Annotated in this window: 29 protein-coding genes and 1 pseudogene; 18 read left to right on the forward strand and 12 right to left on the reverse strand. The window is 54.7% G+C overall.

The window, feature by feature from the left end; genetic code table 11:
* Window positions 1-50: 50 nt before the first annotated feature.
* The 17 genes and pseudogenes from IFT84_RS17635 to IFT84_RS21535 all read left to right on the forward strand — a co-directional run bounded on the left by IFT84_RS17635 (window position 51) and on the right by IFT84_RS21535 (window position 10829).
* Window positions 51-473, forward strand: coding sequence for a hypothetical protein (locus tag IFT84_RS17635; RefSeq protein ID WP_192121788.1), 423 nt, complete (start codon window positions 51-53; stop codon window positions 471-473).
* A 10-nt stretch (window positions 474-483) separates the two neighbouring features.
* Window positions 484-846, forward strand: a complete 363-nt coding sequence (locus tag IFT84_RS17640; protein ID WP_192121790.1) for a hypothetical protein — start codon at window positions 484-486, stop codon at window positions 844-846.
* A 2-nt stretch (window positions 847-848) separates the two neighbouring features.
* Entirely contained in the window at window positions 849-1157 is a 309-nt protein-coding gene (locus tag IFT84_RS17645; protein WP_192121792.1) for a hypothetical protein, read from the forward strand.
* A complete protein-coding gene (locus tag IFT84_RS17650; protein WP_192121794.1) occupies window positions 1154-1450 on the forward strand; it encodes a hypothetical protein in 297 nt (98 codons plus the stop codon). The genes IFT84_RS17645 and IFT84_RS17650 overlap by 4 nt, the downstream gene beginning before the upstream one ends.
* Window positions 1447-1725: a hypothetical protein gene (locus IFT84_RS17655; protein WP_192121796.1), complete on the forward strand. Its 279-nt coding sequence runs from the start codon at window positions 1447-1449 to the stop codon at window positions 1723-1725. Before IFT84_RS17650 ends, IFT84_RS17655 begins: the two co-directional genes overlap by 4 nt.
* A complete protein-coding gene (locus tag IFT84_RS21645) occupies window positions 1722-1856 on the forward strand; it encodes a hypothetical protein (RefSeq protein WP_274603618.1) in 135 nt (44 codons plus the stop codon). Before IFT84_RS17655 ends, IFT84_RS21645 begins: the two co-directional genes overlap by 4 nt.
* Before the next feature lie 24 nt (window positions 1857-1880).
* Entirely contained in the window at window positions 1881-2999 is a 1119-nt protein-coding gene (locus IFT84_RS17660) for a PD-(D/E)XK nuclease-like domain-containing protein (protein ID WP_192121798.1), read from the forward strand.
* Window positions 2999-4264, forward strand: a complete 1266-nt coding sequence (locus IFT84_RS17665) for a recombinase RecT (RefSeq protein WP_244651265.1) — start codon at window positions 2999-3001, stop codon at window positions 4262-4264. Before IFT84_RS17660 ends, IFT84_RS17665 begins: the two co-directional genes overlap by 1 nt.
* Complete coding sequence (locus tag IFT84_RS17670; protein ID WP_192121802.1) at window positions 4264-5004, forward strand: hypothetical protein; 741 nt, start codon at window positions 4264-4266, stop codon at window positions 5002-5004. The genes IFT84_RS17665 and IFT84_RS17670 overlap by 1 nt, the downstream gene beginning before the upstream one ends.
* Window positions 5004-5426, forward strand: a complete 423-nt coding sequence (locus IFT84_RS17675) for a DUF968 domain-containing protein (RefSeq protein WP_192121804.1) — start codon at window positions 5004-5006, stop codon at window positions 5424-5426. Before IFT84_RS17670 ends, IFT84_RS17675 begins: the two co-directional genes overlap by 1 nt.
* Window positions 5423-6373, forward strand: coding sequence for a hypothetical protein (locus tag IFT84_RS17680; protein ID WP_192121806.1), 951 nt, complete (start codon window positions 5423-5425; stop codon window positions 6371-6373). The genes IFT84_RS17675 and IFT84_RS17680 overlap by 4 nt, the downstream gene beginning before the upstream one ends.
* Window positions 6370-6660, forward strand: coding sequence for a hypothetical protein (locus IFT84_RS17685; RefSeq protein WP_192121808.1), 291 nt, complete (start codon window positions 6370-6372; stop codon window positions 6658-6660). The genes IFT84_RS17680 and IFT84_RS17685 overlap by 4 nt, the downstream gene beginning before the upstream one ends.
* Window positions 6657-7919, forward strand: a complete 1263-nt coding sequence (locus IFT84_RS17690) for a hypothetical protein (RefSeq protein ID WP_192121810.1) — start codon at window positions 6657-6659, stop codon at window positions 7917-7919. The genes IFT84_RS17685 and IFT84_RS17690 overlap by 4 nt, the downstream gene beginning before the upstream one ends.
* Window positions 7920-8145: 226 nt before the next feature.
* Window positions 8146-8943, forward strand: a complete 798-nt coding sequence (locus IFT84_RS17695) for an ATP-grasp domain-containing protein (RefSeq protein ID WP_192121812.1) — start codon at window positions 8146-8148, stop codon at window positions 8941-8943.
* Window positions 8940-9083, forward strand: a pseudogene (locus tag IFT84_RS21810) (helix-turn-helix domain-containing protein); the annotation flags it as partial. The gene IFT84_RS17695 and the pseudogene IFT84_RS21810, both read left to right, overlap by 4 nt.
* A 14-nt stretch (window positions 9084-9097) precedes the next feature.
* Entirely contained in the window at window positions 9098-10132 is a 1035-nt protein-coding gene (locus IFT84_RS17705) for a tyrosine-type recombinase/integrase (protein WP_244651266.1), read from the forward strand.
* A 448-nt stretch (window positions 10133-10580) separates the two neighbouring features.
* A complete protein-coding gene (locus IFT84_RS21535) occupies window positions 10581-10829 on the forward strand; it encodes a DUF5655 domain-containing protein (protein WP_342212888.1) in 249 nt (82 codons plus the stop codon).
* Window positions 10830-10923: 94 nt separating this feature from the next.
* Here the strand turns inward: IFT84_RS21535 and IFT84_RS17710 are convergent, their stop codons facing one another.
* The 12 genes from IFT84_RS17710 to IFT84_RS17765 form a co-directional block, all read right to left on the reverse strand.
* The gene (locus IFT84_RS17710; RefSeq protein WP_192121818.1) at window positions 10924-13299 is read right to left on the reverse strand and encodes a phage tail tape measure protein; all 2376 of its coding nucleotides are present in this window, start codon (window positions 13297-13299) and stop codon (window positions 10924-10926) included.
* Window positions 13300-14244 carry a phage protease gene (locus tag IFT84_RS17715; RefSeq protein ID WP_192121820.1) on the reverse strand — a complete coding sequence of 315 codons (945 nt, stop codon included), beginning with the start codon at window positions 14242-14244 and terminating at the stop codon, window positions 13300-13302. It lies immediately after the preceding gene.
* An 8-nt stretch (window positions 14245-14252) separates the two neighbouring features.
* The gene (locus IFT84_RS17720) at window positions 14253-15149 is read right to left on the reverse strand and encodes a Mu-like prophage major head subunit gpT family protein (RefSeq protein WP_192121822.1); all 897 of its coding nucleotides are present in this window, start codon (window positions 15147-15149) and stop codon (window positions 14253-14255) included.
* Complete coding sequence (locus tag IFT84_RS17725; RefSeq protein ID WP_192121824.1) at window positions 15139-15690, reverse strand: helix-turn-helix domain-containing protein; 552 nt, start codon at window positions 15688-15690, stop codon at window positions 15139-15141. Before IFT84_RS17725 ends, IFT84_RS17720 begins: the two co-directional genes overlap by 11 nt.
* A 441-nt stretch (window positions 15691-16131) precedes the next feature.
* On the reverse strand, window positions 16132-16704 hold the full coding sequence (locus tag IFT84_RS17730; RefSeq protein WP_192121825.1) for a DNA-binding protein: 573 nt from the start codon (window positions 16702-16704) through the stop codon (window positions 16132-16134).
* Window positions 16701-17045, reverse strand: coding sequence for a hypothetical protein (locus tag IFT84_RS17735; protein ID WP_192121827.1), 345 nt, complete (start codon window positions 17043-17045; stop codon window positions 16701-16703). The genes IFT84_RS17730 and IFT84_RS17735 overlap by 4 nt, the downstream gene beginning before the upstream one ends.
* Before the next feature lie 57 nt (window positions 17046-17102).
* On the reverse strand, window positions 17103-17900 hold the full coding sequence (locus IFT84_RS17740) for a hypothetical protein (RefSeq protein WP_192121829.1): 798 nt from the start codon (window positions 17898-17900) through the stop codon (window positions 17103-17105).
* Window positions 17901-18382: 482 nt separating this feature from the next.
* Window positions 18383-18559, reverse strand: coding sequence for a hypothetical protein (locus IFT84_RS17745; protein WP_192121831.1), 177 nt, complete (start codon window positions 18557-18559; stop codon window positions 18383-18385).
* Between the two features lie 598 nt (window positions 18560-19157).
* Complete coding sequence (locus IFT84_RS17750; RefSeq protein WP_192121833.1) at window positions 19158-19487, reverse strand: hypothetical protein; 330 nt, start codon at window positions 19485-19487, stop codon at window positions 19158-19160.
* Window positions 19487-19678 (reverse strand): Pam3-gp28 family putative phage holin, encoded by a 192-nt coding sequence (locus IFT84_RS17755; RefSeq protein ID WP_192121836.1) that lies wholly within the window; start codon window positions 19676-19678, stop codon window positions 19487-19489. The genes IFT84_RS17750 and IFT84_RS17755 overlap by 1 nt, the downstream gene beginning before the upstream one ends.
* A complete protein-coding gene (locus tag IFT84_RS17760) occupies window positions 19675-20289 on the reverse strand; it encodes a lysozyme (protein WP_192121838.1) in 615 nt (204 codons plus the stop codon). Before IFT84_RS17760 ends, IFT84_RS17755 begins: the two co-directional genes overlap by 4 nt.
* Before the next feature lie 27 nt (window positions 20290-20316).
* Complete coding sequence (locus IFT84_RS17765) at window positions 20317-20826, reverse strand: hypothetical protein (RefSeq protein ID WP_192121840.1); 510 nt, start codon at window positions 20824-20826, stop codon at window positions 20317-20319.
* Between the two features lie 360 nt (window positions 20827-21186).
* Here IFT84_RS17765 and IFT84_RS17770 point away from each other — a divergent pair, with 360 nt between their 5' ends.
* Entirely contained in the window at window positions 21187-22218 is a 1032-nt protein-coding gene (locus IFT84_RS17770) for a serine hydrolase domain-containing protein (RefSeq protein ID WP_192121841.1), read from the forward strand.
* Window positions 22219-22241 lie beyond the last annotated feature (23 nt).

Consider the following 22241-nt stretch of genomic DNA (forward strand, 5'->3'; position numbering starts at 1 on the left):
ATCCGCCCGTCTGCGGCGGATATCCAAAGAGATCAACCGGAGCATAAGCAATGGAAATCAACGTTACAGATTACCTATCAGAAGCTGACTTGCGCGAGATTGCCATTGAAGAATGGCGGAAGGTTTGCCGTGAGGCATGCAACGGGCATAGCGAGCGCATCATCGGGAACATTGCTCATACCGTTGTTACGGACATGGTCGCGGAAGCGCTTGGCGATGATGCAAATGAGAAGATCAAGGCCAAAGCTATCAGCCTGATCGACACCCTGTCTGAATTCACCGTGTTCAAAGGACCAGACGTGTGGGATCGTCGTCCGACGCCCGCATTTACGACCCTAATGAACGCGGTTGTAGCCAATCGTCAGTTGATCGAAGCCAAAGTCAGATCCTGCATTGGCAACCTCAGCAAGCGCGAAGCTCTGGAAATCATCAAGTCTGGCGTAATCCAGATCAACCCCGGCAAAGCGGCGTGAGGGTTGAGCAATGGGCAGAGCAGAAGCATTCATCGTCGGTTCGACCGACACGCTGATTATCAAATCCAAGCTGTCTTGCGGTCGGGTCTGGACCCACTCGCTAGAGCAGAAGCCACGCACTCAGGCCGACATTCAGAACATCATCGACAGCTTTGTTGATGACCGGGAAGTCGTCACAGCGGTGTGGATGGTGGAACTCGACAAGAATGGCGTTCCCACCGCTCCAGAAGACATGACCGATCGCTTTGACGTCCGCACGGTGGACGAGATCGAAATCGACACCAATCACGCCGAGGCCGTTGCAGCGCGTAGCGCTCCATTCAACCCGCAGATTGCCCACGGCACCCTCAACCACGCACAGCAGGGGTTTTAATCATGGCCACTCGCCAGAAAAAAGAGAACTGGATTGCGCAGAACGATGTGCGCGGTCGCCAAAGCCTGATGAATATGGCGCTGGCAAACATCATGACAGACGAAGGCTTGTCGTTCTTCACAGACGATCAGATTGACCGAATCGTATCCGAGATGGTTGGCGATATTCATTCAAGCCACCGGCGCATGATCAGCAACCGGCCATTCGAGCAGGCCGCTCATATCCCCGGCCCGTCCTTCATCCCCGCCACCGGCGTCAATCCTAACCCTAGCCATGCGGCGAGAATGGAAAGCCGGAGTGCATCGGTATGACCAAGATCAACGATGGCGGAACGGCGTTTCCTGTTGCTGTAGACGGTATAGCATATTCCACCGGCATGAGCATGCGGGACTGGTTCGCCGGTAACCAAACAGTACCGAGCCAGCTCTCGGTTGAGTACGCTGAAGCACTTTGTGGACGTCAACATCCGCATAAGACTATTGGCGCGCTGGGCTCGGACGAAATTTTACAAGTGCTGGCGTTCTGGGCCGATGCGGAAGCACGTTACCGTTACATTTTCGCCGACGCCATGCTTGCCGCGCGCGACGGGAGTGCATCGGTATGAGCGAAGCAAAGCACACGCCGGGGCCGCTTTTCGTAGTGGACACGTCCCCAAAATATCCGGGAAATTTCCGAATTGAAAATAACACTCATGGGCTCGATGGCGAATGGGAAGACATTTACGTGTCCTTTTCTGGCTACTTTGGCAGCTACGGGCCAGAACTTTTCGCCGCCGCTCCGGAACTGCTGGAAGCGCTGAAACATGCCCGCAATCAAATCCAGCATCCAGACCAATTGATAGATGAGGCCATCGCCAAAGCCGAAGGCCGTTCGCCATGACCCACCTCGGCACATTCCTCGGTCTTCACAAAACCCTATCCACCCGCACCCCGACATATAGCGCATTTGAACTGGCGGCGCTGATTGTGACCGTGGTTGCGCTCGCTGCGGCGATGGTCGCGCAGATTTAAATCACCAACATCTAGGAGGCCAACGTGGGCGACCTGATTGAAATTGAAGGCACAGAAGAATCCATTGGTTCGCTCGCGTCCAGCATTGTTTCAAAGGCTAGTGAGCAGATCGCGAAGAAGTCCGATGAGCGCATCTACACCGGCGGCGCTATCACCGAGGATGGTGTTTACCGCAACGTGCCGATTGAAGCCTATCACCATGACCGTGATTTGTTTGACGGACCGGCTGTTTCGAAGTCCAGCCTCAAGCACGTGCTGCCTGTGCATGGCGGCAGCCCTAAGCAGTTCTGGGGCCGCTGGAATTGGAACGAGAACCACATTGAGCCGGGTGACCCGACCGACGCGTTGATCTTCGGCAAGGCGGCGCACTGCCTCCTATTGGGCGATGAGGTGTTCGACCGAAACTTCATTGTGCGGCCGGCGAAAGCCCCAGGCGATCCACAGAAGCGCGATTGGCATGGTTCGAACAACTACTGCAAAAAGTGGCTGGTCGAACAGAAGGAAGCCGGACGGCTGGTGCTGACGCAAGACCAGATAAAGGTAGTCGAGAAGATGTCGGAAGACGCCTCCGAGTACCCGCTGATCCGCGATGGCATTCTGAACGGTCGTGTAGAGCGAACATTGGCGGCGCGCGATCCTGAGACAGGCATTTGGCTTAAGGTCCGTCCCGACGCCATGCCTAACGCTGACGGTGTGTTTGCAGACCTGAAAACAATCGGCTCGTTTGATGAGGACTTCATGTCCCGCCAACTGTTCGACGCTGGCTATTACCTGCAAGCGGCAATGACCCGCATGGTTTGCAGGCTCCTGAAAATCCCGTTTGAAACCTTCGTGCTGGTGTACGTCCTGAAAGACGAGATCACCGATACCGCGCACGTCGAGATCAACGACCAGTCAACGGTTCTGCCAGGCGGTACGGAACTTCCAAGCGAATTGGATGCCGGTGAAGAAATGATCCGCTGGGGTCTGCGCACGATCCGCAAGTGCCTGGATGAAAAGCGCTGGCCGGGCCGTGAGCCTTTCCAGTCTGGGGAGCGCAAAATCACAATGCTCCCATTCCAGAAGAACAAAATCCTGGACTTCCTCACCGGTGTTGAAGGGCAAGTCCCGCCGCCGTCTGACAAATCGCAAAGGGCTGCATGATGAACCAAGTAACCGTAGTCGAAAACAACAACCCACCACCTGAGAAGTTTCACGACCAGTGGAAAAAGCAAGAGCAGCAGATCATGGCTGCCTTGCCCCCACACATCCCGGTCGAGCGCTTTATGCGCGTGGTTATGACTGCCGTAAACGCATCGCCTGATTTGCTCGCTGCTGATCGTCGCTCGTTGTTTGAAGCGTCAATGAAGGCGGCGCAGGATGGCTTGCTGCCGGATGGTCGTGATGGCGCTCTGGTTATTTTCAATGCCAAGGTCAAAGACGACAAGGGCAAAGAGATATGGATCAAGAAGGTCCAGTGGATGCCCATGGTTGGCGGCATTCTCAAGAAGGTCCGCAACTCTGGCGAACTCCTGACCATTTCTGCCTATGTCGCCTATGAAAATGACGAGTTCAACTACACGCTAGGCGATGATGAAAGCATCGTGCACAAGCCTTGCTTGGATGATGATCGCGGTCGGCCTCGCCTTGTCTATGCCGTAGCAAAAACAAAAGACGGCGGCGTTTACCGCGAGATCATGACATTCAAGGAAGTTGAGAAGGTTCGCGGCGTTTCAAAGACCGGCAACTCCGGCCCTTGGAAAGACTGGTGGGACGAAATGGCTAAAAAGACGGTTATCCGCCGTCTGGCCAAGCGCCTGCCTACATCAAGCGATTTGGATGATCTGATCCGTCGCGATGATGATCTTTACGATTTTCAGGGGAAGCGAGCTGATACCGATGCGCTTCACCAGCAGATGGCACCATCGCTGGCAGAGCGCTTAAAAGCCGCTCAAATATCGCAAGGGGAAGCCTCTGACACGCAGGAAGGCTTTAGCCGCGCCCACGTCCAGAACGAGGTGGAAACCGCGCTGACGGGCGAAATCATGGACAACACAGCTACCGGCTCGAATGTATCGAGTGAGCCAAAGACCGATGACGAATCCCCTGCGTCATCGGTAGAGGGCGATGGTGAATCCCCCGCGCTGTCGCCCTCATCAAATTCAGAGCGCGAAATCCTGATCCGGTATGCGGCTGACATTCTGCCGAAGGCGGCGGATCAAACAGTCCCGCCCGCAGCACTGACAGCCATCGAAAAACGTTGGCTCGCGAGCGAACTGGTGAACCTGTCCGAAGACAACATGGCCAAGGCTCGCAGCATCAGCGCGTCGATGCGCTCAATTGCCAACGGCAAGATCACCTTGGAGGAAGCCGCGGACTTCTTCGCGGAGGCGCTGGAATGCAGCCGTTCGCAGATCGGCGGTGCGTGATGGCTGACAAACCAATCCTATTCTCAGCGCCGATCGTTCGCGCTTTGTTTGACGGCAGCAAGACACAGACGAGACGCATCATCAAGCCGCAGCCGCCAGAAGGCTTTGATCGCCATTGCTGGTATGATGCTCCGCTTTACGGGTTCACCCGACAACCTATCCCTACATGCAAATGGCATATTGTCCGTCTTCACGCCTATAAGGGTGACCGCCTGTGGGTCCGCGAGAGATGGAGCGGAGTTCATGATTTTGGGGAAACTCCGCCATCAGAACGTCAAAGCTACACGACGCCCGTTGGCCCCGTGCTCCGCGATGAAATCTGGTATTGGGCTGACGGCACCCCCGATTTTGGAGATTGGGAAAAGCCCCGCCCCGGCATTCACATGCCTCGCTGGGCATCACGCCTCACGCTGATTGTCACGGACGTTCGGGTAGAGCGGTTGCAGGATATCAGCGAGGAAGATGCGGCGGCGGAAGGCGTCCCAAGTGACGATAATTATGCGGGTTCGTTCGCCAAGGAGTATTGCCATCGTTGCGGTGGATCTGGCCTGCACGGAGCTTTCGGCCAAAACTACGGCGTGATTGAAGTCGACTGCGCTGAATGCGAGACATCGAAACTCCGGTACCGGAACCTCTGGAACCACATCAACGGCCCCGGCGCATGGGACGCTAACCCGTGGGTGGTCGCCTACACCTTCACTGTGATGCGCGGCAACATTGATCAGATTGGCGGTGCATGATGGCAGCCTATCGTTTCGCCTATGAAGCCTCCCAGCCGGTGGCAAAGGTCAAAGCACAGAAGAAACCAGCATACCTGGACTTCATCCGTCGCCTGCCGTGCGTCGTTACCGCTAGAGCTGGAGTTGAGGCTGCACACGTATCCTTCGCCAATCTGGCAAAGGGTCACACCGGACGCGGCAAGGGAACCAAGGCCCATGACCGGTGGGTACTGCCCTTGTCGCCAGAGGAACACCGCAAGCAGCACAGCATGAACGAGCAGGAATACTGGCGGTCAGTCGGCATCGATCCGCACGAGCTGTGCCTCGTCCTGTGGGGCCTGTGGTGCGATCTGCGCCACGATGCGGAGCCGTTCTGCCTCAATGCGCTGCGCCTCGCCCGCCCTCTCTTCAAGCCCAATCAATCCGAAGGGGTAAACACATGACCGAGATTGAGCACAACGGCGTTGTTGCTGTGGAAGCGGCAGAGACGAAACAGGAAAGCTTCCATATTCTTCCCTGCCCTGTCTGTGGTGCTGACGAGGCCAGCACATACTTAGGTGATCCTGGCCCTGGTGTCGTTCGCTGTTTTGCTGTTGGCTGTGATGCCGTTGTCAGCGGATACGCCACTGATTGTGAGGCAATAGAAGAATGGAACCGCCGATCTGCTGCCATGACCAATGGCAGATGTGCCAGCGACGAACTGACGGAATGCTTTCGTCACCACATCGCCGAAGCCATAGGCTGGCAGGCCTTTGGCTTTCGCCCCGGTTGCGAAATGCAAATGTATGAAGAAGGCTTCAAGGCTGGATATCGTCGGTGTCAGTCAGACAATGAAGCGGAATTAGGAGAAGCAGATGCCGTAGACATCCCCGCCTCTCTCCAATCAATGACCGTCTACAAAGACGCCCGCCAATTGCTGGCGGATATCACGGCAGGGCTTGAGAGATTAGATCAAGCTCCGTGGGAAGTATCGCATCAGAATGGCGATCCAGAGGGCGGGTTTAGGGGCGTGGTTAGCCCGCACAAAACCAATAGGCTTGGTAAGCAATACCGATGCTATGTAGCGCAATATTGCTCTCCTGACATGGCAGAACACATTGCCCGCTGCGATCCCTATAACATGCAGACCATTGACCGAGAATTTACGACACTAACGCTGGAGTTGTCAGCAGCCAAGCAGCGCATCGCAGAGCTTGAAGCAGAGCGCCAGTGGCAGCCTATAGAGACAATTCCACTGATGCAGGCGGTTCTGGTGTTTGGAGGTTCCGGCCGCATCAATGAATACACGGCTACGAGCATCCACTGGCGTGAAGATTGGGAATACTCCGAAGATGAGCCAACCCACTGGATGCCTCTCCCCGCCTCTCCGCATGAAGGAACACAGTCATGAGCAAGATACCTTATGAGCAAGTCCGCTCCGACCATGAATACCTTTGGGATATAGCGCCCGCGCATGACATGACCGGGGGGTATGTTGATCAGGAAGATTTGAGACTAATGCTCCGAACTCCTACCAAAAGTATGGCCTCAAAATGTTATTTAAGCCAAATTGAATACTGGTTTCAAGCTGGTCCTGACCGAACAGGCGACGCGATGCACGACATACCTTGGCAAGATGAACGGGTACGGGAAATTGCCGAACGCTATGCAATTGATGTGCCGGGGGACCAGTCATGAGTAACCCGCCAAAATTTGAATTTGATCGCTACATCAATGGCGTCCTCATGGCCGAAGGCGTTACCATTAAGCGGGAACCAGATTTCGATAAAGCCTGTGTCCAAGCAGCAAAAATCGCATCTTACGGCAAGAATGGCGAGATGCCTGTGCTTGTGTATCGAGGCCATTCATTCATTGCCAACGATGTCAGAGCGCAGGGGGCGGAAGCGATTGAGCGGCCCGAAAGAATAGCCGATGCAATTGAAGCGGCGGATTGGTCCAACGTGTCAATCGGCAACAAAGCGATTTTAAAAACGGCAGTCGTATCACTTCGCGCCGACGCTGCCAGAGCGCAGGGGGCGGAATTACACCCACTTGAAAAATTTGGAAGCCCTAATGTTGCGCCGCTTGGTCTTTATCGGGTTCACTGGAAATCAGGAGGAAATTCTCTCGCTGCTATAGGCATGGGCAGCAATGGCGACCGATGGATAGCGCCGACAAACTGGATACGACCGGCTGATATGTCAAGCATGGGTGGATGGGGTGATATTGAATGGTTGGAGCGTATTGAGCCTGCCAGAGCGCAGGGGGAGGAAGTCGAGCCGGGCAACGATATCGCGAAGCAACGATTTGAGTTGTGGTTTTTCCGCGATATTCTTGACGAACATCGTTTAAAGCTGTTGACGTTGTTCGGTGTTCCTACAAACGACCAGACGGGGCAAACCCACGGTTTCCAAAAGAGGGTGTTGCGCCATATCTGGCTCTCCCTCACCACCCCGCCAGCACCACAGCCCCGGCCTTTGACCACCGTGGGGGAAGAAGCAGAGAAATACAGAGTAGAGCGCGGAGAACAATGGTGTAAAATATTCGACACTCTACGCCATTACAGCATGAGCAACATGATAGATGAATATGGCGGAGGTTACCCACTCGTTGATCTCGTATCACGGGACGGTGAAGGAGTGAGCATCGCCGACGGTGAGTATGAGCTCGTTATCATGACCGACGAAATAGCGCTAGCAATAGCCCCACCAGCACCACAGCCTACGGATAGAGAGAAGGTGCTGGACGCCTTCGAGAAGGCTTACCCTGAATTATTTTGGCATGTTGGGAGAGGAAAAGTATCAGCGGGCGAACCCCTTTATGGGGCAATAATCGCAACCGCGTCAGGCACTGAAATTGGGCATGGCGAAAGCGATGTAAGTCTTGATGACGCTTTTAAGATAGCCATCCGTAATGCTGGTCTTGAGTGGCCCGTCATCGCAGGGGGTGAAGCATGAGAATGTCGCAGTATCAGAAAGGTTGCATTGCCGGAAAAGCGTCTGCAATCGCGTGGCTAATATCCTTCTCTCCTAAAGAAGATATTGCGATGAACATGTGGGAGGAAAGCGGTTACACGCTCGAAGATTGTGAAACTGCTGGGTGTGATGAATGGACGATAAGCGCCATACATGGCGCGCTTGGCAGGCAAGCACCCAGCCAGACAGACAGAGCGGAGGGAGGGGAATGAGCGCGTTCCAGATACCCGAGCCTGTTATGCCAACGCCAGAACAGCACAGAAAGGCCTCACTGCAATGGTTGCAGCGGGTCCAGCCAACATTGATTGATCAATGGCCAAGTGAATTAATGGCACTGTCAGTTCCTACAAATATGGTCAAGATCGACGTAGATGCCGCTTGGCAAAGCCTTTGTGACCTGCACGACCAAAGGGGGATTTCGGATTACCTTAAGGATTTGGCGGCTGAACTTGACCAGCAAATTCGATGGGATCGGAAATTCATTCGTCTCAATAGCCGATCCCCAAAAGATGCCCCATGGCCGTTCGAAGTACCTGCAACCATTTCAGGCAAAGAAGCTGTTCATATGCTTGTAGGCTCCATGCGCGTTATGGATGATCTTATGGAGTTTCGCTGGGTACCAGAGCAGCCAGCATACGTTTGCCTACGTCAATATGTGCCATCCATCCGACCTGACATGGAGTTCAGATGCTTTGTGAAGGACGGACATTTGATTGCAGTCACACACTACGACTACACCAAGCCCGCGCCGACATGGATCGTTGAAAGCAAGCAGACTATTCGAAATGCCATTGATTGCTACTTTGCGGAGAAAATTAGGCCAGCGCTTCATCTTGATACCGTTGTTTTCGACGTCGCAATGATCGGTGTTGAGGGTCTTCTTCTCATTGAGATCAATCCTTACGGCCTGTCTGACCCCTGCCATTTCGGCACCTATGAAGCGGTCGAGAATGCCAACGATCATATCCAGACACACGCCAGCAGCAGGGAAAGGAAAGAGGGATGACAGGACAAAGAATATACACCCCGGCCACCCTTGCAAAACGATGGGAATGCTCAGAGCGGCACGTCCGCAATCTGATTGCGAAAGGCGAACTTGGCTGCTTCCGTCTGGGCGGGAAACTGGTAAGAATAAAAGAGAGCGATGTGGAGAGCTTCGAATGCAAGAATGGCGAATTACCAGACTCAGAGGCAAGTTCGCCCTCACCTTCGACCGCGATGGTAAGCGACATCGCTATTCGCTCGGAACCGATGATGCGCGCCAAGCTCACCTCATTGCGCCAGCAGTCTATGCAGAGATAACCCGGCCCCAGGGCCGAACCGTAGATGACCTATGGAAGGCCTATTGCCTGGATAACGCAGGCAAGGCCGTTATGATCACAATGGAACACACATGGAAGGCTCTTAAAGAGCGGTTCGGTAATCGTGACGGTGAAAGCATCGTCAAAGAGGATTGCCGCGCCCACACCGCGCAACGTCGAGATAAAGGCATTTCGGACGGCACCATCCACACCGAATTAGGCCATTTGCGAACTGTGTTAAAGTGGGCTGAAACCAATAAGCTGATAGCGAAAGCGCCAGACATCGAGCGACCAACCAAGCCAGACCCAAAGGACCGGCACCTTACTCGCGACGAAGCGCAGCGCATTCTTGCCGCAGCCAAGACACCCCATTTAAAGGTAGCCATTCACTTGATGCTTGGCACGGCTGCCCGCGTTACAGCCCTATTGGAATTGAGATGGGATCGGGTTGATTTCGACAGGAAGCTTATCTACCTGCGCGACCCAACCGACAAGGTTAAGCGCAAGGGTCGCGCTATTGTCCCGATCAATACCACGTTGCTGTCGGCCTTGCGTGACGCAAAGGCTGGCGCGATGACTGATTACGTAGTCGAGTGGGCAGGCCAGCCAGTCAAGAGCCTCAAACGTGGTATTGCCACCGCCGCGCGTGAAGCGCGGGTCGATGATGTTTCAGCCCATGTGTTCCGACACACTGCCGCGGTATGGATGGCAGAGGCAGGTGTACCGATGGAAGAGATAAGCCAGTATCTCGGGCATAGCACAGTGGAGATTACCCGCCGCGTTTATGCCCGCTACTCGCCTGACCATCTGCGCAAAGCGGCATCTGCGCTGGAATTTGGCCTATACGTAGTTCCCTCCGGTTCACTTGAACCTGCAAACAAGAACACAGGGTAAACGCAGCTCCGAAAATGCCGTTTACGAAGCGCCCGCTTCCTTGTATTGCAGGCATTGCGCGTACGGGCCATTCGTTGACATCGTAGGGGTCACAGGTTCAATCCCTGTCACGACCACCATTGTTTCCAACTGCTAGCGGCCGGCCGCAAAAGCCGTTTTCGTTTCCGGGATCAATCAAACCTCCATTACCAGCCTGCATCTCTTCACTCGACGAAACCTTTATGCTTCGCTAAATAAACCACAGATTGCCGATTATCCTGAAAATTGGTCAGGATGCAACCTTCGAGGAGCGGGACATATGAAGGCAACTGAAGCGAACCTACTGAAATTCATCCGCAAGTCTCCGCAGTTCCTTATCCCATATACCAGCGCAATTATTCGTGGACGGCGGAGCAGTGCAAGCAGCTTTGGGCAGACTTGATGCGGGCGGGACAGTACAGTCTACGGTGTGGACGATCATCCGCATCTGGCAAATAGCCAGGTTTGGGCGATATTTGATGCTGTCCGAAAGGCTGTTCTTGCCCTTGACGCATGCGTGAGTGAAGAGTTTCTGAAGCGCTACGTTGTATACAAGGCTGAAACGAATTTCGTCGACGTTGTCCCACAAGCGAGACGGTTAAAACTTTATCTCAACATGCCGTATCATGATATTGATGATCCCCTGGGCCTTTGTGTGGACATGACGAATGTAGTGTAGCGCGCAATTTCGGTTGGCATTTCGCGCAAGGTCGTTTGGCAACAGATTTTTAGCAATATTCAATACTGTCGCCGCAAACTTAGTTGTAATCGTTCTATGCCAACCGTCCACCCACATCGCCATAGCTGCGTGCCTGAGCAAGGCGAACCTCGCGGTTGAGTTCCCGTTTGGCCTTCATCGCTGCAAGCCTCGAATTCGGGCTGGATATGTATTGCGTCACTTTGGTGTTGCTCGTCGTTCCAAGTGAGGATTGCCTGCCAATTCCAGAGCCGGGTCCCGCTGGCGCACCGGCTGGCGCAGGCGGCAAGAATGTCGGTGGCACGAATGTGGGAGAGATCGTCGGAGAGACTGTGAAACCCAAAACCGCTTTGATGCGGTCTGCAATGCTATCGGCCTCTGCTTCCGCCTTGTCGCCACCTTGTTGCAAGCCGTTGACATAAGCGGCCATGTTGTCCTGAGCGACTTTATCCGCCTCGAACGTCATAAGCGACAAAGGCTTTCCCAGCGGCATCGGTCCTGGACGAGACAACGGTGTCGGGACAAAATCCGGCCCGCTGCTCTTTCCAAGATTCCCGCTGGCTGTCCCAGTGATGGCGGCGTGGGCATTCGGCGTTCGTGGCAACCCGAGCTGAATAGCGAAATGCTTTTGCACGTCGAAGTTCTTATCTGCTGCGTCACCGAACAGGATACGCCGCATAGTGCTTGGATTACCGTCGGCTGTGTCGGACATAAGCCAGCCAAAACCATCCTGCGGCGCTCCGCCTGCCTCAGTTTCACGCTTTATCAGCCGGTCGCGGATTTCTGCATTGGTCTTGCCTTCCGATGCCAGCTTTGCAGCCAATTCGCGGGTTTCTTCCTGCCAGTCATTTGACGCGCGATTTGCCTCCATCATATTGGCAAGACCGCCGATGACCTTGTTCAGAAACGGTAGAACAGGATCGGCGATGTTCTTGACGCCCGCCCCGATATTGGCTGACAGCCTGTCTGTCGAGGATAACACGTTGTCGATCGCAGCCTGATAGTCCTTGGCGACTGTACCGTCAGCGTTCTCCATCTTCTCCATGGCTTCCACAATCTTTGGAAGGCTGTTCAAGACCGCAACAAAGCCTGCTTTCGCATCATCTTCGCCAACGACCTTGCCAACGTCCTCAGGTGTTGTTCCGACTTTGCGTTTCATCAGGTCAAGGATCGCCAGAATAGGGCTGTCGCCTTTTGCAACAGCGGCTTTCATGATCGCGCTTGGATCGATCCCGGCTTCCTTGAAGTTTGTCAGCCCTTCCGTTGAACTGAGATATTTGATCATATTTTCAAACCGCGTTGCGGTTTCGGACGCCGTACCGGTCTGCCTGCGAATAGCTTGCGCGGCAGCGGTGGTAAACCGTACCCCGCGTAGCCCACCATCCCCGATACTGCCCATTTGTGCCAGCATGGACGGATAGTTCGCGGCCATGTGTTTGGGTTCAAACTTGCCGTCCTTGCCGCCAAGCGCCATCGCATCATAGGCTTTTGGCATATCCTTGGGTGATATGCCCATATTGTCTGCAAGGGCAACAGTCGTATCGGCGGCTGCGGCTGGCGTGGCATCGGCGGCGGTGGAAAAGACAATCGCATCATCAAAGATTGCGAGCGCGTCCGTGTAGTCCATACCACCGGCAAGTAGGCCCGCAAACGCATCCATAGCGCCCTGTGTGCCAATCCCTCGCTTTGCGCCCACATCACGCATTCGTTTCAAGATCGCGGCCTGTTCCTCCGCACCGTAGCTTCCCATATTGCGCAGAAAATCAGAACGACGCTCGTCAATAGCGGACGAATGGATAGCAGCGCCGCTAATCGCCAGTGCGGCGGCCGGAACCGCACCCGCGGCATAGGCAGCGCCCGCACCCAATGCAATGGGAACGCCGAACTGGTCGAACGCACCATCCGCTGCCGCCATAAACCCGCCGCCTGTTTGACCAGGCACCGTTGTGCCTAAGACACGTTCTGCTTTCCTGTAGGCGGCGGATGGCACTTGTACTCTGCCCAATCTTTGATGCGCATCGGTGGCAGCGCCGCCAATACCCCGAATTGCGGCCTCCGCCTTTGCTGCATCTGCGTGAATGGTCCGCAAGTTACCGCTGTCCAGCGCGGACAATGATGCCTTTACCTCTCTGGTCTCGGATGAAACCGAACCGATTGCCAGTCTGGCTTGTTCGGCATCGGTTTTAAGACCGTCAAATCCCTCCTTGTTGACCATGCCAATGGCTTGGCGCAGATCGTCAGCCTCTTTTGAAACACCTTGAAGTTTACCCTTTGCGTCCCCGGCCTGAATGCCAAGCTTTCGCATGTCGGCAGCAAGGCTATCACCGCCACGCACGACACCAAGTTGATGCGCGGCCTTGGCAAGGTCTTTCAGGTCGCGTTCGGCTTCCTCGGCGGGCTTGGAAAGTTGATTAACGAGGCGCAGGCGCAGGGCAACATCAAGGTCGGTCATTTATTTTGTCCCATCGATCAAGTGAACTGCATCAAGGCCCAAATTCCGGGCCACGTTCGCGGCCTCGGACTTCAAAGCCACGCTGTAAGGGTCGTTTCGGGTAATGGTAGCCAGCGTTTCTTCACGAATGGCGGGCGTAAACAGGTGTGCCAAGGGTTTGCCGACTTTGGTGCAGAAAGTGTCGAAGCTGGCTTCATCTGTACTTGCCAGCTGCAGGCCCCAGTCACGCATGGCTGGCGGAATAACACCTTGCCGGATGGCTTCCTCCACCTTGGCCGCCTGCCGTTCGCCATGCAGTTCAAGTCGCTCTTTCGCAAGATTTGTGGCAAGCTCGGAGAACACACTGGAAAGCTGCTCTTCCTTTGTACGGTTGGCAATGGCGGTTTTCATAGCAAGGATCGCGGCGATAACGTCATCCAGTTCCGCCGCATCATCAAGCTCCAATGCGGTCAACAAGGCTTTGGGAAGCATGTCGTGTGTTCCTTCTTCGGTAGAGGCAAGCGCTGCCATGTCGAGCGCAGGATTGTTGACAAGTCCGGCATGAGCAATCAGCTCGACACGCCCGTCGCGGGTCGTTTTGATAACAGGGCTGATATAGCGATAGTGCCGTTTTTCGATCATTTGCGCGGCTGCTTCTGTCCATTCCACAGTTGCCCAAATGCCGGAACTGCGAACCTCAAACGCCTTGATCCAGCCTGCGGCGGGTGCTGGCTTGCCGTTCTCCTTGGCTCTTTCGGTCTGGTGGTCGAAGTCGATGACCGGCTCTGTCGTGCCGGCATATTCCAGTGAGCGGGCAACGATCTGCTCAAGGTTATCGAAAATGAATCGGCGACCGTCGCGGGCCAAGCCTTCGCCTGATGGTGTAAGCTGGACTGTCTGGACCTTGCCGCCTGCTTTTAGTTCCGGCAGCTCACTTGACAATGTGCACGTTAATGAGGGTTTCATAACTGGTCTCATCTCAGAAACGGCGTGATAATAAGATCGGCGGAGTCTTTCCAGATATTGGTTGTTCCGCCTGTCTGGTCTGCTTTCAACAGGCTGCGGGCATCGCTTTCCAGATTTCCCGGCACGACAAGATGTGTCGGCATGATACCCAAAAGTTGCCCCTGATCGCCTGCAAAGTTCATCATCGCCTTACGAGCGGCGGCGTAGTTGGCGGCGTTTAATTCTGCCCTGGAGCCAAACGCAAGCTGCCAAAGCCCAAAGCCGCAATTGACCCGCGCCTTGATCCCGTAAATGAACTCATCGCGCATAAACACATGGGTATCGTTCGGATTGTTCAGGCTTTTAAACTGGTACTTTTCCCGTTCTTGCCAGATGATCGGCTTCACGGCCTTGGACAAATCCAGCAAAAACCACGGTGAGCCCTTGCCTTGCTGCATATTGGATACAGACGTTGCGGTGCCATCCAGTTTGTTTTTGTCGCCCGCATGGTCGCTGTCGAAAAAATTCTGCCCATCGTAGCAATCAGTCTCAAAACCTTTTGCCAGAAGCTCAAATATCATCGTGTCAGGATGTTGCCGCGCAACCCGGCCCATCTCCGAAAACATTGGCTTGTAAACGCCGTAGCGGTCATCTGCAATATCATCGGCTTTGACGCGAACTGTGCTCTCAAACTTGCGGTTGGATATTTTAAAACCATGCGACGACAGTTCCTTGACGTGTCGGTCGCCAATCCATTCGCGCAAGGCCGGGAACTGCCCCAGCCAGCCGTAATTTTCCTCTGCCGCCGTGCTTCCGACAACCATGGCAATGGTGTCCTTATGCGTCACGGTCGCATCGAAAGCCTCGTTGTAGACGGTTTGAAAGCCCTTGGCGACAAGCTCAAGATTGGGGTCGTTAATCAGCATTCAGTTTACCTTCCTTGATCAAGTTTTGTTTATGGAAAAGAATCAGGATTGTTTTTGCTTTGGTTTCAGCGGCAACCTCAGCAACCGAACATCCGCTTAGCAAAAGTGTGCGGATACGGTTGGAGAGAGCCTTGGCCTTGCGGGCAAGTGCTTCCTCGTCCCGACGCATTGCAGCTTTGCGCCGCCATATGGTTCGCTCAGAACAACCAACGATAGACGCGATTTCCGGGGTACTTTTGCCATCTCGCAAAAGAGCTTCAACGGCGTCCCGCTGGTTCTGTCGTGCCACAAACAAAGGGGAACGTTCTCCGACCGGCACATAAATCTTGAAGCCGATGCTCGGCAGGCAATACTCTCTTACGAGCTTGTACGCGGTGTCCCAGCCAAGGCAGGCGACCAGTTCATGGTCTTCGCTCAGTCCGGCAGGGCGCGGAATGTGTATCTCTCTGCCACCAAATGATGCCTTTAGCCGATCAATGGCCTCAGGACCGATAAGGTCTTCTGCAAACTCAATGAATGATTGTTCACGCTGATGGGCCATCGACCTTCACCGTTAAGCGATGTGTCGTGGCGAGTGCTGGAATACAAAAAGGATATGAAGCCGCTTATTCATGCCTGCCGTCCCGTTCAATCGGATGATGCAGGCACTTTACATCCGACTGACACATGTCAGCCCCTGACGGCAGTCAGGGGGAAAGGGGTAAATCGGTTGCAGTTTGAACCGGGAAAAGGTGCGTGGCAGGGAGGGCCGCGTTCCCGGACTTTCACCGGGCATCCTCGCATCGGGCATCTAGGCCAACGGATTGCACCACCACGCAACAATATGAATAACAGCATTTTCAGATTAAGGCAACGCTCAGAAGCCCCGCCACGTTGCAAATCCGTTTCACTTGTCCCGTTCGCCATGCAGTCGCAAATCGCGTTACACGGGCTTTGAAGCGGCTTTGAAATCGATTTTGTAAGCCGCTCCACCATTCTCTTTTTATTTTCCGGCCAAACCAAGCTGGACAAGCACATTTGCCGCTTCCTCGACACTGGGTAATAGCACACCGGCAGGAAGGCGTTCGGGTAGAATGTCCCACGCCTGTCCTATGTCGCCTGCGGTTTCAACCTTCATGATCCGCATGAGCGGCAATACCCATGGCGGTGCTGTTTTGCCGGGATCGGCAACCGGCAGCGGTTCAACATTGGGCAAATCCGGTAAATCAGGAACGACGACATCAATTTCAGGCAGGTCCAGAATACGGGCAACGAGATCATCAAAAGCGCGGGCTGGAAGGCTGGACACATGATAGGCCAGTTGCCAGCGGCCATTCTTGCAGTTGTGTAACCGCCTCCATTGCTCCGCTTTTGCCTTTCTGGTTATCGCGGCTTTCGTTGGTGGCAAACCAGGAAGCGCCTTGCGAGCAAGATCAGCAGCGGAAAACCATTCCTGCACTTTGCTCTCATCCCGTACCACGCGCAGCAATACGCTTTCCAAGTAGATTAGGCGGCGTTGTGTGTACGCCCATTCCTCAGATGAAACCGAAACTGTAAAGTCAAAGCTGTTCGTCATATCGATCCATCCTTCTTTAAAGACCGAATGACACGTTGAAAATCAGCATGAGGCGGAACCTGATGTTTCAGATTTTGATTGTAATAATGCTGGATATACCGTTCACGAACGCCGGAGTTTGAAAGACCGGGGTAATCATGCAGTGTGGTTTTGATCCAATTTAACAGCGTATTTGACTGAGCCTCAGTCAAAACCTTTCGCGACGCAATAGCCTGTCGGTCTGCAATGGCTACTGTGGTCAGTGCGGATTTCCCAACCTTTATCCCCGTTTCAGCCGCAAGCGAAAAGAGGCTTTCCGGAACCTGTTGTGTTTTTAAGCGGTAGTTTTCGTCCTTACGCATTTATGCAACTCCATAAATAGAATGGGCGCGGCATTGATGGCCGCACCCTACGGGTTACTAGCTGGCGATGCTGGCTGGTGGTTGCGTTTCCAAAGTTGCAACCGGCTGCGGGTCCCCATCCTTCCCAGCAAGAAGGCGGGCAATGACCTTCTCTACAGTCGTTCGCTTGAGGTTCAGCGCCCCGGCTATATCGCCAGCGTCAACACCCTCGTTAATGCGCTCCGCAATAAACTGGGCGCGTAGTTGCCTCGGATCGGCGCGGGTGGCGCTAACCTCGCTGCCCTGCTCGTCTTCATCAATCGGTTGGGAGTAAAAAGAGTTATACGGCACTGTGGTGTCACCGGTGTCTTGCGTGAACACTGCATTCAGAACGGTTTGAGCCGCTTCCACGGAAACAGCCGCCTTTTCGGCAATGGGTTGAAGATCAAGCCCGTCATATAGGATCTTGAGGAGGTAACGAGCTCTTGTGTCAGCTGGAACTGTTGGGGCGAGATTGCATTTTAAATTTTCGATGGAAGCTGGCTTGTAACCCGAGGTCACCCATAATACGCGGGCAACGTTAGCGGTCGATGTCCCAGCCCAGCGGGAGATAAACTCCAAATCCGCTATCTCAAATTCGGGCGCGTTTTCTATTTTGACCTGCTCGTGTATGCCTTCAAAAACTTGCTCAAGGTCGAAAATGTTTTGTTCGATAAGCAGGGATATGCCGTAAGCGTCTCTTTTCAAATCACCCCCGGCTTCACCCAGAGCGAAACATAAGAGTTGCCTAAAACCTTTGAGCGCCGATATGGTATCCTCGAAGGAGTCGAAAATTTCAGACATATCGTTAAAAGTACGGTTGAGCTTTGTAGCCATGTCGGTCTCCACGTCTGCTTTTGAAGGCAGTTTGATCCTGCGGGCGGCGCAGGAGCCGGGAGTTCAAAACCGTACGTGGACGGCAGTGGGGCCTTTAGGCTTTCGCCCTGGACATGCGCCACACCCTCCCGGCCGCAATGAGCAACGGAAATGTTTTCCCTTGCTATAAAGACGACCGACACCCGAAAATCGGGCATAAAAAAAGCGCCGTTCAGGCGCGGGCTGGGGAAGGAGGCAGAACGAAATTTTTCCGTTCTGGCAAACCAGACATTGCACCGAACCTTGGTGGCGCATCCCACCACGTACAGAGTTTTGAAGCTCTGAATACTGTTTACCGTTGATCCGCCGTCTTTGGCAAGGAAAAACTGATATTTGCGAGGCTGCATTTTCACCTCCGATGCTTGAATTGGCGCATCACAGTTGGTCACAGTCCGTTGTGGGGCAGTAGGCTAGCTTCCCACCGTCCGTTGTGGGGCAGTAGGCTAGCTTCCCACCGTCCGAAAATGCGTCACACCGATTGCCAGTGCTGTTTGAAACGGAGATTTCTCCTTTTCAAAATCGCGACCGTCATCAATCAGCAAACGAAATAATTTCGCCTGCTGAAACATGCGAGTTTGAGAACGCAAAAATTTCGTTCTCAAACCTATCAAAGCGAACATCGTTAACACCTGGCGTAAACAGGATTTGCTACTGCGTCACAGCGACCTAAATATCCTCCGAAACAAGTCAGAACGCAAGAATGAAACTTTCCATTTTCCTAGAGGTTCGAGCATACAGATTTCTGTTTAAGTTATTGTTTTTAAAAGATAAAAACCGAAGTGGAAAGTATGAAAATTATCGCCAAACTCTCTTTCCACTTTCGACCCGGCATATCTTGAATGTCAATCACTTAGCAAAAAACCCAAATCCGGTTCTCGCCGTTCCACTGCCAACCGATTTTGCGCACCCTTTCCGGCAACGCTCAAAGTTTTCCACCCTACCGCATTGATTACATTTAGTTTTCGCGTGTTCCCAGATATTCCCGGACATTCCCGGTTATCGCCATACGTAATTGCGGGGTACATGTAGGGCGTTGGGGCAACGGTGATGTCGAGGTAGCGCTCTCAAAGATTGAAGATCTCTCATATGTCGTTGGTCTTATTCGACAGTCTTGTGAAAGACAGATGGGAGAATCTGCAAAAGATTGAAAGAGAGCATCTTCTATGCGTTTGATTTGGCAGCCCTGCGGCTGAATTGGCCACAGGGCTGGTACTCCTTTCACGCCTGCCGCAGCCTTCGTGCCAGCAGATCAAACACCATATCCGATATCCACATGGCGCTGACGCCGATCAGAAATGCAACCGCGCGTTCGGTGGACATACTATCCTCCGGCATGTCCCAGCCCACGACTTCCACGGCCTTTGTAATGACGTGGATGCCGACAGCGGTCAGGTTGACCGCTGCCAGCGTGCCGCACAGCGGGGAAACGATGATCTCCCGCAACTTATAGTCCTGCCGAGACAGGACCCTGAGCAAGCCGCCGCCCAAGCCTGCCAACACGATATTGGTGTTGATGCCTGCCGAGTTCAGGAAGTCCGAAAAAGACATCAGCCGGTTTCCTTTTTGACAGGGCTGTTCTTGCGGTGATCGTACAGCCACCAGAACAACGTTGCGCCGTTGATGATCAGGCCAGTCAACGCATCCAGCGCAGCCTGATCGAGATAACCCCGCGCCAGCAAGGCCCCGCCGCAGACCTGCAGTACATGCCGCAACAGCGGAATTGTGAGATGCCCGTTCATGGTTTCAGTCCTCTCAAACCGTTGAGGAAGCGGCGCACGCCGTTGCTGAGCGCCGATGGAAAGCCTTGGTCGCTTGGCCGTTGCAGGTCCCGCAACAGTTCAGTGGCATCCAGCGCCTTGCCCTGGCTCCACAGAACCTTGCCGTCCCTGCTCGCGGGATAAACAGTGATGGACGCAGGCGGATACTGGCCGGTCAGAAACAGCGCGCTCTCGGCGCGTCGTCGCTTGCCGATTTCCGGCGGCTTCATATAGTTTAGGAATTGCTGGCCTGCCTTTTGCCGGTTGCCTGCGTTCAGAGATGCCGTGAGCTCGGCGCGCGCAATGGCGCCGGTGTTGTAATGAAACGAGACGAGCGCATCGAACTGATGCTGCTCCACCGCCACGGTGACGGCGCGGCGTACATCGGCTTCATATTTGGCAATGTCCGTGCGCAGCAGTTCGAGCGCCTGCCTCATGGTCAGTTGGCTGGTGAATGTCCGTGGGTCGATACCACCCGCCGCCGAAGTGTGGCCGACCCCGATGGTCCACACGCCAACCGAATCCTTGTAGCGGCTGAGCACGATGCCCTCATGCCCGATCAGCGCGATCAGCCCTTGCGTGCTTACATTCATCACAATGCTCCTTTGGTCATATCCGGTTTAACGGAGAGTTTGCAGCGAACGCGTGGCGCTCTGAACAGCCAGAATGGCATTGGCAGCAAGGCGCAGATCCCCGATCAAGCCAGCCGTTGGTCGGTTTTCCAGCACAATGGTTTCAACCGCGAACAGGCACAGTTGCCCCGCCTCCAGCATCCGCCGGCGATAGAGATTATAAAGCGCCTTTTTGCACTGGCCGTTTGCGGGGTCCCGCGTCGAACGATGCAGGTCCGCAAATTCCAGCAGGGCCCGCTTTTCCGCCAGCGCCAGTTGATAGGGATTGGGCTTGTCCGGGTGGTCTGCCCGAAACGCCTCCCCCGCCTGGCACAATGCATCGAGCGCATTGCCTTTCGGCGCAGCTGGTGTTTGCGCGTTCAATCGTTTGCGACGGTGCTTCCAGTCTGCAGCTTCCATGGCAAGCGCATGGGCCGCTTCACTCCCTCCAAAGGACACGCGGTGCCGCCGCCCCTTTCGTTTGATCTGCGCTGTTACACACCATTCCTGCATTTCCATGTTACTATCCTCAAAATCCTATCTCGTTACTGTAGTAGGTAATAATTCCTATACGGAGTCAAGCGAAGTTTTCTGCCTTCGTGCGGTTTTCTCTCATTCAAAAATATCAGCGGTTGCTAAAGCGGGGAAACTGAGGCACTGGAATCTTCTTTTGGGCGGCATTCCTCAGCGTGAGGCTCAAGCTTCGCGCAAGGTTGAGGCCCGCATACTCTTACCATTCACCTTGAGCCCGGACCACGGATGTACTGGCAGGGAAGCGGTGAACAGGCAGAGGGCCAGGCATACCGTGCTTGGCCTTTTCCTTTTGAAATCGATCAGCACCCGGTGACATTTGCCGTGCGGCACCTTAACTGATGCCCCATGAACCGTCGCCACTTCCTCCTCCTCGCCGCCCTCCCTTTTGCAGCGCCATCGTTTGCGGTCAGCGCTGGTGAGCCGTTCGGCCCGCCCGCACCGCCGAAGCCAATCGACAGGCTGTTGACCGAGGCTGCCGCACTCGACAATCTGAAAGTTGTGATGGTCGCCCACAAGGGCACTGTCGTGGCCGAGCGCGGCTATCATGGCAACCGCACGGATCGCTCCACCAATATCAAATCCGCGTCCAAGTCAGTCATGTCAGCGCTCGTCGGTATTGCGATTGACAAGGGTGTGCTGACCGGGGTGGACCAGCCGATTGCGCCGCTGCTGGCGCGGGATCTGCCCGCCAATCCGGATCCGCGTCTCAACACGGTCACCATCGGCAATCTCCTCTCCATGCAATCGGGCATACAGCCCATGTCCGGGCCAAATTACGGGCGCTGGATTTCCAGCCGCAACTGGGTGCGCGAAGCGCTTGCCGCACCGTTTGTGGATCAGCCCGGCGGCGGCATGTTGTACTCCACCGCCTCCACCCATCTGCTCTCGGCCATCCTGACACGCGCCACGGGCAAGCCGACGCTGGCTCTCGCGAAGGAGTGGCTTGGCCCCTTGCAGGATTTCCGCATTGGCGGCTGGGAGCGTGATCCTCAGGGCATCTACATGGGCGGTAATCAGATGGCGTTGACGCCGCGCGGCCTCTTGTCCTTCGGCGAGCTCTACCGCATGGGCGGCCTGTTGCCGGATGGAAAACGGCTGGTGTCGGCTGCGTGGGTGGCAGAATCGTTCAAAGCCCGCACGCACTCCATCCACAGTGGCGATGGCTACGGCTATGGCTGGTTCGAGCGCGATATTGAAGGCGAAACCGTGCATTACGGCTGGGGCTATGGCGGGCAAATGCTCTACATCGTTCCCGCCCGCGACCTTACCGTGGTCATGACATCCGATGAAGGCAGCCCATCGGCTGCAACCGGCTACCGCGATAGTCTTCACGCCCTTTTGGGCAACATCATCAAGGCTGTCCGCGTAGAATCGTAAAGTGCTTGCTTTCTCCGGCCCCA

Origin of the sequence: Rhizobium sp. CFBP 8762, from assembly GCF_014841565.1 — a bacterium.
In the GTDB taxonomy this organism is placed as follows: domain Bacteria; phylum Pseudomonadota; class Alphaproteobacteria; order Rhizobiales; family Rhizobiaceae; genus CFBP-8762.

What these genes read in the sequence shown, in the direction of transcription:
- IFT84_RS17635 (WP_192121788.1), top strand. Translation starts at nt 51, where the DNA reads ATGGAAATCAACGTTACAGATTACCTATCAGAAGCTGACTTGCGCGAG.
- IFT84_RS17640 (WP_192121790.1), top strand. Translation starts at nt 484, where the DNA reads ATGGGCAGAGCAGAAGCATTCATCGTCGGTTCGACCGACACGCTGATT.
- IFT84_RS17645 (WP_192121792.1), top strand. Translation starts at nt 849, where the DNA reads ATGGCCACTCGCCAGAAAAAAGAGAACTGGATTGCGCAGAACGATGTG.
- IFT84_RS17650 (WP_192121794.1), top strand. Translation starts at nt 1,154, where the DNA reads ATGACCAAGATCAACGATGGCGGAACGGCGTTTCCTGTTGCTGTAGAC.
- IFT84_RS17655 (WP_192121796.1), top strand. Translation starts at nt 1,447, where the DNA reads ATGAGCGAAGCAAAGCACACGCCGGGGCCGCTTTTCGTAGTGGACACG.
- IFT84_RS21645 (WP_274603618.1), top strand. Translation starts at nt 1,722, where the DNA reads ATGACCCACCTCGGCACATTCCTCGGTCTTCACAAAACCCTATCCACC.
- IFT84_RS17665 (WP_244651265.1), top strand. Translation starts at nt 2,999, where the DNA reads ATGAACCAAGTAACCGTAGTCGAAAACAACAACCCACCACCTGAGAAG.
- IFT84_RS17670 (WP_192121802.1), top strand. Translation starts at nt 4,264, where the DNA reads ATGGCTGACAAACCAATCCTATTCTCAGCGCCGATCGTTCGCGCTTTG.
- IFT84_RS17675 (WP_192121804.1), top strand. Translation starts at nt 5,004, where the DNA reads ATGGCAGCCTATCGTTTCGCCTATGAAGCCTCCCAGCCGGTGGCAAAG.
- IFT84_RS17680 (WP_192121806.1), top strand. Translation starts at nt 5,423, where the DNA reads ATGACCGAGATTGAGCACAACGGCGTTGTTGCTGTGGAAGCGGCAGAG.
- IFT84_RS17685 (WP_192121808.1), top strand. Translation starts at nt 6,370, where the DNA reads ATGAGCAAGATACCTTATGAGCAAGTCCGCTCCGACCATGAATACCTT.
- IFT84_RS17690 (WP_192121810.1), top strand. Translation starts at nt 6,657, where the DNA reads ATGAGTAACCCGCCAAAATTTGAATTTGATCGCTACATCAATGGCGTC.
- IFT84_RS17695 (WP_192121812.1), top strand. Translation starts at nt 8,146, where the DNA reads ATGAGCGCGTTCCAGATACCCGAGCCTGTTATGCCAACGCCAGAACAG.
- IFT84_RS17705 (WP_244651266.1), top strand. Translation starts at nt 9,098, where the DNA reads ATGCAAGAATGGCGAATTACCAGACTCAGAGGCAAGTTCGCCCTCACC.
- IFT84_RS17710 (WP_192121818.1), bottom strand. Translation starts at nt 13,299, where the DNA reads ATGACCGACCTTGATGTTGCCCTGCGCCTGCGCCTCGTTAATCAACTT.
- IFT84_RS17715 (WP_192121820.1), bottom strand. Translation starts at nt 14,244, where the DNA reads ATGAAACCCTCATTAACGTGCACATTGTCAAGTGAGCTGCCGGAACTA.
- IFT84_RS17720 (WP_192121822.1), bottom strand. Translation starts at nt 15,149, where the DNA reads ATGCTGATTAACGACCCCAATCTTGAGCTTGTCGCCAAGGGCTTTCAA.
- IFT84_RS17725 (WP_192121824.1), bottom strand. Translation starts at nt 15,690, where the DNA reads ATGGCCCATCAGCGTGAACAATCATTCATTGAGTTTGCAGAAGACCTT.
- IFT84_RS17730 (WP_192121825.1), bottom strand. Translation starts at nt 16,704, where the DNA reads ATGACGAACAGCTTTGACTTTACAGTTTCGGTTTCATCTGAGGAATGG.
- IFT84_RS17735 (WP_192121827.1), bottom strand. Translation starts at nt 17,045, where the DNA reads ATGCGTAAGGACGAAAACTACCGCTTAAAAACACAACAGGTTCCGGAA.
- IFT84_RS17740 (WP_192121829.1), bottom strand. Translation starts at nt 17,900, where the DNA reads ATGGCTACAAAGCTCAACCGTACTTTTAACGATATGTCTGAAATTTTC.
- IFT84_RS17745 (WP_192121831.1), bottom strand. Translation starts at nt 18,559, where the DNA reads ATGTTCGCTTTGATAGGTTTGAGAACGAAATTTTTGCGTTCTCAAACT.
- IFT84_RS17750 (WP_192121833.1), bottom strand. Translation starts at nt 19,487, where the DNA reads ATGTCTTTTTCGGACTTCCTGAACTCGGCAGGCATCAACACCAATATC.
- IFT84_RS17755 (WP_192121836.1), bottom strand. Translation starts at nt 19,678, where the DNA reads ATGAACGGGCATCTCACAATTCCGCTGTTGCGGCATGTACTGCAGGTC.
- IFT84_RS17760 (WP_192121838.1), bottom strand. Translation starts at nt 20,289, where the DNA reads ATGAATGTAAGCACGCAAGGGCTGATCGCGCTGATCGGGCATGAGGGC.
- IFT84_RS17765 (WP_192121840.1), bottom strand. Translation starts at nt 20,826, where the DNA reads ATGGAAATGCAGGAATGGTGTGTAACAGCGCAGATCAAACGAAAGGGG.
- IFT84_RS17770 (WP_192121841.1), top strand. Translation starts at nt 21,187, where the DNA reads ATGAACCGTCGCCACTTCCTCCTCCTCGCCGCCCTCCCTTTTGCAGCG.